General features: G+C 58.2%; 9 protein-coding genes and 2 pseudogenes. 7 read left to right on the forward strand and 4 right to left on the reverse strand.

The features are described 5' to 3' along the window. Both ACIOVB_RS22090 and ACIOVB_RS22095 read left to right on the forward strand, forming a co-directional pair. Window positions 1-135 (forward strand): annotated as a pseudogene (locus ACIOVB_RS22090) (amino acid ABC transporter permease); the annotation flags it as partial. Window positions 136-148: 13 nt separating this feature from the next. Beyond that, on the forward strand, window positions 149-913 hold the full coding sequence (locus ACIOVB_RS22095; RefSeq protein ID WP_003221897.1) for an amino acid ABC transporter ATP-binding protein: 765 nt from the start codon (window positions 149-151) through the stop codon (window positions 911-913). Between the two features lie 54 nt (window positions 914-967). On the opposite strand, the gene ACIOVB_RS22100 is transcribed toward ACIOVB_RS22095, so the two are convergent. Beyond that, the gene (locus ACIOVB_RS22100; RefSeq protein ID WP_401271382.1) at window positions 968-1,450 is read right to left on the reverse strand and encodes a type II toxin-antitoxin system MqsA family antitoxin; all 483 of its coding nucleotides are present in this window, start codon (window positions 1,448-1,450) and stop codon (window positions 968-970) included. Next, window positions 1,447-1,757, reverse strand: a pseudogene (locus ACIOVB_RS22105) (type II toxin-antitoxin system MqsR family toxin). The gene ACIOVB_RS22100 and the pseudogene ACIOVB_RS22105 overlap by 4 nt, the downstream one beginning before the upstream one ends. A gap of 166 nt (window positions 1,758-1,923) precedes the next feature. Here ACIOVB_RS22105 and ACIOVB_RS22110 point away from each other — a divergent pair. The 5 genes from ACIOVB_RS22110 (at window position 1,924) to ACIOVB_RS22130 (ending at window position 5,918) form a co-directional block, all read left to right on the forward strand. After that, window positions 1,924-2,583, forward strand: coding sequence for a FadR/GntR family transcriptional regulator (locus ACIOVB_RS22110; protein ID WP_401271385.1), 660 nt, complete (start codon window positions 1,924-1,926; stop codon window positions 2,581-2,583). Further along, the gene (locus tag ACIOVB_RS22115; RefSeq protein ID WP_401271388.1) at window positions 2,573-3,877 is read left to right on the forward strand and encodes a CynX/NimT family MFS transporter; all 1,305 of its coding nucleotides are present in this window, start codon (window positions 2,573-2,575) and stop codon (window positions 3,875-3,877) included. Before ACIOVB_RS22110 ends, ACIOVB_RS22115 begins: the two co-directional genes overlap by 11 nt. A gap of 208 nt (window positions 3,878-4,085) precedes the next feature. Then, window positions 4,086-4,556 carry a nuclear transport factor 2 family protein gene (locus ACIOVB_RS22120; RefSeq protein ID WP_187680046.1) on the forward strand — a complete coding sequence of 157 codons (471 nt, stop codon included), beginning with the start codon at window positions 4,086-4,088 and terminating at the stop codon, window positions 4,554-4,556. 39 nt (window positions 4,557-4,595) lie between these two features. Continuing rightward, window positions 4,596-4,898 carry a GIY-YIG nuclease family protein gene (locus ACIOVB_RS22125; RefSeq protein ID WP_008083651.1) on the forward strand — a complete coding sequence of 101 codons (303 nt, stop codon included), beginning with the start codon at window positions 4,596-4,598 and terminating at the stop codon, window positions 4,896-4,898. 84 nt (window positions 4,899-4,982) lie between these two features. After that, on the forward strand, window positions 4,983-5,918 hold the full coding sequence (locus ACIOVB_RS22130; protein WP_401271391.1) for a glutathione S-transferase family protein: 936 nt from the start codon (window positions 4,983-4,985) through the stop codon (window positions 5,916-5,918). 51 nt (window positions 5,919-5,969) lie between these two features. Here ACIOVB_RS22130 and ACIOVB_RS22135 read toward each other — a convergent pair whose 3' ends face one another. Beyond that, window positions 5,970-6,320 (reverse strand): glutaredoxin family protein, encoded by a 351-nt coding sequence (locus tag ACIOVB_RS22135; RefSeq protein ID WP_401271394.1) that lies wholly within the window; start codon window positions 6,318-6,320, stop codon window positions 5,970-5,972. Next, a complete protein-coding gene (gene yejK / locus ACIOVB_RS22140; RefSeq protein WP_401271397.1) occupies window positions 6,320-7,324 on the reverse strand; it encodes a nucleoid-associated protein YejK in 1,005 nt (334 codons plus the stop codon). The genes ACIOVB_RS22135 and yejK overlap by 1 nt, the downstream gene beginning before the upstream one ends. Window positions 7,325-7,699: the final 375 nt, after the last annotated feature.

Raw genomic sequence — 7,699 nt, forward strand, 5'->3', positions numbered from 1 at the left:
GCCGATCCGAAATGGCTGGGCATGGCCACCGAAGGCTACGTGTTCGCCGCCCTGGTGTTCTGGATTTTCTGTTTTGGTATGTCGCGCTATTCCATGCATCTGGAACGCAAGCTCGACACTGGCCACAAGCGTTAGGAGTTCTCTGTAAATGAGCGAAGCAATCAAAAAGCCTGTGGGTCCTGAAGGCATCATTCAGATGCAGGGCGTCAACAAGTGGTACGGCCAGTTCCACGTGCTGAAAGACATCAACCTCAACGTCAAGCAGGGCGAGCGCATTGTGCTGTGCGGCCCGTCGGGTTCCGGCAAGTCGACCACCATCCGCTGCCTCAATCGTCTGGAAGAACACCAGCAGGGCCGCATCGTCGTGGATGGCGTGGAACTGACCAACGATCTGAAGCAGATCGAAGCGATCCGCCGTGAAGTCGGCATGGTGTTCCAGCACTTCAATCTGTTCCCGCACCTGACCATTTTGCAGAACTGCACCCTGGCACCGATGTGGGTGCGCAAGATGCCCAAGCGCAAGGCCGAGGAAATCGCCATGCATTACCTGGAACGCGTACGCATTCCGGAGCAGGCGCATAAATTCCCGGGGCAACTGTCCGGTGGTCAGCAGCAGCGTGTGGCGATCGCTCGCGCGCTGTGCATGAAACCGAAAATCATGCTGTTCGACGAACCAACCTCGGCACTCGATCCGGAAATGGTGAAAGAGGTTCTGGACACCATGATCGGCCTGGCCGAAGACGGCATGACCATGCTCTGCGTGACCCACGAAATGGGCTTTGCCCGCACCGTGGCGAATCGCGTGATCTTCATGGACAAGGGCGAGATCGTTGAGCAAGCGGCGCCGAATGACTTCTTCGATAATCCGCAGAATGATCGGACGAAGCTGTTCTTGAGTCAGATCTTGCATTGATGGTTGATGCTTGAAAACGAACCCGGCCTTGTGCCGGGTTTGTTTTTTGTGGGGTCAGGAAAAGGTCAGGGTTTCGTCTTCTTTGTGCACTGTATCCTTGAACCCTCTCAAATCTGCCCCTTCGCCCAAGGCGCGCGCATCGGTGAGCAGGTGTGGGTGGCGATCAAGCAAGCGCATCAGCACTATCAAAGCTTTCGGTGGGAGCGAGTCGCCGCGTTCGTATCGTGAAAATGCGTTATGTCCACCACCCGACAACAACAGCACCGCTTCCTTTTGTGACAGATGCAGCTTGCGGCGGATGCGCTTCATCTCGTTACCGATCATTTGTCGGCCAGCAATGACTAGCTCGTCGCTCGCATCTGAATAACGCTGCGCGCTATTGGGGTCGAGTATGACCTCCCCGCATGCCTGACATTCCCATCCAGACAAATCATCAAGCCGACGCTCCATGCCTTTTACGCTCATGGTTTCAGCGCGACCCTCGAAGTGCCGCATTCCTTCAGGTGCTCCGCAACTGAAGCATTGTTTTGTGTTCATGGTTTTTTCTCCTTGAAGGAGATCACCGGAGGCTCACCGCCTGAGCAATAAGTGACCTTGATGTAGATCTCCAGATCATGCGAAGTGATGTGATACACGTCTTGCCAAACCCGATGGTCGCTATAAGTCGTCATCGATTTGTACAACATCCTGTTTTGCAGTTCGAAACGACGTCCAGCATTTCCCTGAGGCTCAGGCCCATGTCTCGACCGCTTTTGCGCGCAGTCCCTGTAAATGCGTTTATCCCAAGCCTTCTGACATCCTCCTTGATCACCACCAGGTTGTAGTGGGGTGTGTTCTTCTCCATAAGAAATCTTGAACCTCTCCCTGAAATTACCCTTAAAGGGTAATTTTGACCAATCGAAAATCCCGCTCCATGTGTCTCCGATTGACCCTAGGTGGTTGCCGTCCTACACGAGTCTGACTAACATGTCAGAAAATTCATCCTATGATTGGATGAAAGGGCGAATCCTATGTCAGAAATTTCTCCACTTATTAAGCGATCCCTGGTCGATCAGGCCTTGGATCAGTTGCGCCAGCGCATCAACAGCGGCGTCTGGCAGGTCGGCGAGCGTCTGCCGACCGAACCCGAGCTGTGCGCCGAGTTGGGCATCAGCCGCAACACCGTGCGTGAAGCCATGCGGGTGCTGGCGTTTTCCGGGTTGATCGAAATCCGTCAGGGCGACGGCAGTTACCTGCGTGCGGTGGTGGACCCGCTGGACACGCTCAAGGCGCTGTCCCGTTGCTCGCCGGAGCAGGCCCGGGAAACCCGGCACATCCTTGAAGTCGAGGCCATCGGCCTGGCGGCATTACGCCGTACCGATGAAGACCTCGCCGCGTTGCGTGAAGCGCTCGGCACTAGCGGCAGCCATTACCACGGCGATCTCGACACCTACATCGCCTGCGATCTGGTGTTTCACCGCCGTTTGGTCGACGCCGCGCACAACCCGACCCTTAGCGAGCTGTATCGCTATTTCTCCAGCATCGTCGGCGCGCAATTGCGTCAGACCCTGAACATCGTCCCGCGCCGTCAGGAAGTGTTCGACCTGCACATCGAGTTGCTTGATGCCGTCGAACAACGTGACCCGGAACGGGCCAAAGCTTTGTCGAGACAGTTGATCAATGAACCTTGAAACCGAGAAATCCATGTCCCGCAGTGATTTATCCACAACCCCCAAACGCACGGCAGAGCTTGAAGAGCTGTTGATCGATGCCGAGGCCGATGACGAACAAGTGCAGCAAAGTCACCCGCTGGTTCGGCGTCCGTGGCTCTTGTTGTTGGGGCTGATTCTGGTGGCGCTGAACCTGCGTCCGGCGCTGTCGAGCATGGCGCCGCTGCTCAGTGATGTGTCGAAAAGCCTTGGCCTGTCGGCGGCTCAGGCCGGTTTGCTGACCACACTGCCGGTGCTTTGCCTTGGCTTGTTCGCACCGCTGGCGCCGATTCTGGCGCGGCGTTTCGGTGCCGAGCGCGTAGTCCTTGGCATTCTGCTGACACTTGCTGGCGGCATTATCTTGCGCAGCAATTTCGGGGAGATTGGTCTGTTCGCTGGCAGCGTATTGGGCGGCGCCAGCATCGGCATCATCGGCGTATTGCTGCCGGGCATCGTCAAGCGCGATTTCGCCAAACACGCCGGCATCATGACCGGCGTTTACACCATGGCCCTGTGTCTCGGCGCGGCGATGGCAGCGGGTTCGAGCGTGCCGTTAAGTGAGCATTTCGATCACAACTGGACCATGGGACTCGGCTTCTGGGTGATTCCGGCGCTGGTGGCGGCTGTGTTCTGGCTGCCGCAAGTCGGGCAGAAACACGGTGCGCACAACGTCGCCTATCGCGTGCGCGGGCTACTGCGAGATCCTCTGGCCTGGCAAGTGACCTTGTACATGGGCCTGCAATCGTCGCTGGCCTACATCGTGTTTGGCTGGTTGCCGTCGATCCTGATCGGTCGCGGTCTGACGCCGACCCAGGCGGGTCTGGTGCTGTCCGGTTCAGTGATCGTCCAGCTCGCCAGTTCGCTGGCGGCACCCTGGCTGGCGACCCGTGGCAAGGATCAGCGTTTGGCGATCATGGTGGTTATGGCGCTTACCCTTGGCGGTCTGTTCGGCTGCCTCTACGCACCGATTGAAGGGCTGTGGGGCTGGGCGATTCTGCTGGGTCTGGGGCAGGGCGGTGCATTCAGTCTGGCGCTGACGTTGATCGTACTGCGCTCGCGTGACGCTCATGTCGCAGCAAATTTGTCGAGCATGGCTCAAGGCTTCGGTTACACGCTGGCTTCGATGGGGCCGTTTGCGGTCGGCATCGTGCATGACTGGACCGGCGGCTGGAATGCGGTCGGGTGGATCTTCGGCATCATTGGCTGTGGCGCGATCCTCGCCGGTCTTGGTGCCGGGCGTGCGTTGTACGTGCAAGTGCAAAGCGAAAAGATCTGAGTGCGCTGATTTCAAATGTGGGAGCGAGTTTGCTCGCGAAGGCGGAGTGTCAGTTGGTGGAAGTTCTGCTGACACACCGCCTTCGCGAGCAGGCTCGCTCCCACATAGGATTTGTGTGCTGCGGGTATTCGGTATGCGAATGCCGATAGTGTTTCCGCGTTTTGCAGCTTATCGTGCTGGCAATCTGTACATATTCTGGAGATTGCCCATGAGTGAAGCCCACGTTGCGTTGATCACCCGTTTCTACGAAGCTTTCCAGCGCCTCGATGCCGAGGCCATGGCCGCCTGCTACACCGATGACGTGGTGTTCAGCGACCCGGCCTTCGGCGAACTGCGCGGGCGCGATGCCGGCGACATGTGGCGCATGCTCACCACCCGGGCCAAGGACTTCTCACTGACCTTCGACAATGTCCGCGCCGATGAGCGCAGCGGCGGCGCGCATTGGGTGGCGACTTATCTGTTCAGCCAGACCGGCAACGTGGTTGTCAACGATATCCAGGCGCGCTTCGTGTTCCGTGACGGCAAGATCTGCGAGCACCACGATCACTTTGATCTATGGCGATGGTCGCGTCAGGCCTTGGGTTTCAAAGGTCTGCTGCTGGGGTGGACGCCGCTGGTACGCAATGCCGTACGTGCGCAGGCACTCAAGGGACTGAAGGCATTTCAGGCCGGTCGCTGATAAGATCGCGGCCTGTTTCCTACACGCCTTGATCCCAAAGTGACCAGCCTTAGCGAAAAATCCGTCGATGTTGCCGAACCGGTGAGCAAGTCCTGGTTCGTCTACCTCGTTCGCGCCGCCAACGGTTCGTTGTACTGCGGGATCAGCGACGATCCCGTCCGCCGTTTCGCCAAGCATCAGAGCGGCAAAGGTGCGCGTTTCTTCCTCTCCAGCCCGGCCATGGCGCTGGTCTACACCGAGCTTTGTCGCGACAAAAGCGATGCGTTGCGCCAGGAACGGCTGATCAAAAAATTGCGCAAGAGCGCCAAGGAATGCCTGGTGGCGTCTTATCAATCTGACTGATGGGTTCCCATCAGGCAGATCTGTAGGCTGCTAAGCAAATGCGCGCTAAGCTGCCGACTCACTATTTGAGCGGCGGAGCCGAGCATGTCCGAGTTGATCCTCCATCATTACCCGACTTCTCCATTTGCCGAAAAGGCCCGCCTGCTGCTGGGGTTCAAAGGTTTGTCCTGGCGCTCCGTGCATATCTCGCCGGTGATGCCCAAGCCTGACCTGACGGCTCTGACCGGCGGCTATCGCAAAACCCCGGTGCTGCAAATCGGCGCAGATATCTATTGCGACACTTCGTTGATCGCTCGCCGGCTGGAGCGGGAGAAGGCTCAGCCGTCGTTCTTCCCCGAAGGGCAGGAAATGACTACCGCCAGTTTCGCGATCTGGGCCGATTCGGTGGTGTTTCAGCACGCCGTCAGCCTGGTGTTCCAGCCGGAATCGGTGGCGGTGCGTTTCGGCAAGTTGCCGCCGGAAGCGATCAAGGCGTTTCTGGCCGACCGTGCCGGGCTGTTCAGCGGTGGTAGCGCGACGCGTTTATCCACCGAGCAGGCCAAGCATCAATGGCCGACGATCATGGCGCGTCTGGAGCAGCAGTTGCAGCGTGAGCAGGGCGACTTCCTGTTCGGTGAGCCGTCGATTGCCGACTTCGCGTTGGCGCATCCGATGTGGTTCCTGAAGGCGACTCACGTAACCGCCCCATTGGTGGACGAATATCCGGCCGTTGCGGCGTGGTTGGGCCGAGTGTTGGGTTTCGGTCATGGTGCTGCGAGCGAAATGACCTCCGAAGAGGCGCTGGAGGTTGCGCGCAACACGACACCGGCGGCATTGCCGGATGAGCAGTTCGTTGACCCGAACGGTTTCAAGGCTGGGCAGCAAGTAGCAATTGCCGCGACGGATTACGGGGTTGATCCGGTAGTGGGAGAGTTGTTGTTTGCAGGCAGTGAAGAGCTGATCGTGCGTCGTGAGGACGAGCGTGGCGGCGTGGTGCATGTGCACTTCCCACGCTTCGGTTTCCGTATCGAAGCCAAGTAACAGCGACTAACCCTGTGGCGAGGGAGCAAGCTCCCTCGCCACAGGTGTGTGTTATTTCAAGGCAGCGAGAATCTCATCCGGATCAAACCCGCGAATCAACGTGCCATTCACGTCAATCAGCGGAATTCCGCGTCCCCCCAATGCCTCATAGGCCTTGCGTGCATCGGCATCCTTCTCGATATCGAATTCCTTGAACGGAATCCCTTTGCTGTCGAGAAAACGCTTGGTCTGCTTGCAGTAGCCGCACCATTCGGTGGCGTACAACACGACACTGGCCTGAGCGCGGGTCTGCTCGGAAACCATCTGCGACGGATTGAACACGCGCTCGATCTTTCCCCAGTTCTGATAGACCACGACCACCAGCAGAACCAGCGCAACCTTCTTCAGCACATTGCCGAGCATCAGTTACGGCGCTTCAACTGATCGGTGAGTGACGTCGGCAGGCCCTTGATCATCAGGGTGCCATTCTCTTCGTCGTACTCGATCTTCGAGCCCAACAGGTGGGCCTCAAAGCTGATCGACAGGCCTTCGGCGCGACCGGTGAAGCGGCGGAATTGATTCAAGGTGCGTTTGTCCGCCGGTATCTCTGGCGACAGGCCGTAGTCCTTGTTGCGGATGTGATCGTAGAAGGCTTTCGGGCGTTCTTCGTCGATCAGCTCCGAGAGCTCTTCCAGGCCCATTGGCTCGCCGAGTTTGGCCTGGCTGCTGGCGTAATCGACCAGCGTCTTGGTTTTCTCGCGGGCCGAGTCTTCCGGCAGGTCTTCGCTTTCGACGAAGTCGCTGAAGGCCTTGAGCAGCGTGCGGGTTTCGCCCGGGCCGTCGACGCCTTCCTGGCAACCAATAAAGTCGCGGAAGTATTCGGAGACCTTCTTGCCGTTCTTGCCTTTGATGAACGAGATGTACTGCTTGGACTGCTTGTTGTTCTGCCACTCGGAGACGTTGATCCGCGCCGCCAGGTGCAGTTGGCCGAGGTCGAGGTGGCGCGACGGCGTCACGTCCAGCGAGTCGGTTACCGCCACGCCTTCGCTGTGGTGCAGCAGGGCGATCGCCAGGTAATCGGTCATGCCTTGCTGGTAGTGGGCGAACAATACGTGGCCACCGACCGACAGGTTCGACTCTTCCATCAGTTTTTGCAGATGCTCGACCGCCACTTTGCTGAACTCGGTGAAGTCCTGTGCGCCCTCCATGTATTCCTTCAGCCAGCCGCTGAACGGGAATGCACCGGACTCAGGATGGAACAACCCCCAGGCTTTACCCTGTTTGGCGTTGTAGCTCTCATTGAGGTCGGCGAGCATGTTCTCGATGGCCGCGGACTCAGCCAGTTCGGAATCACGGGCGTGCAGAACTGCGGGCGTGCCGTCGGGTTTTTTGTCGATCAAATGGACGATGCAATGACGGATCGGCATAGGCTTCTCGGCTGTTGGAAGGGAGGAGGGCGGGCTCCCCCGAAAAAGCGCCCAGTGTACCGCAACCATTGGTTTTGGCGCGGGGTGGAGGGCAAATCCGGGGCAGGTGATCGCCCTTATGCAGTTTTTTAGCGATTTAGAGCAATAAAGCTGACCAAATGGGTAGCTAGAGGCGGATATTTCCCCGTCTCTGTGCTAGTTTTGCCCGGTCTTACGCGAAGTCACTGCGTTAAGCGTGCAATCAGCATTTGTCAGGTCGAACCAAACCCTGATTTCGGTATCTATAACCCCGACTCGTCGTGGTTATCGCCGAGGGTGCCAGATCCAGAAGATCGGGCTCGATGGCTGACACTGCACTCTGCAATCCATATGAAT

Origin of the sequence: Pseudomonas sp. NPDC087639, assembly GCF_044743385.1 — a bacterium.
In the GTDB taxonomy this organism is placed as follows: Bacteria; Pseudomonadota; Gammaproteobacteria; order Pseudomonadales; family Pseudomonadaceae; genus Aquipseudomonas.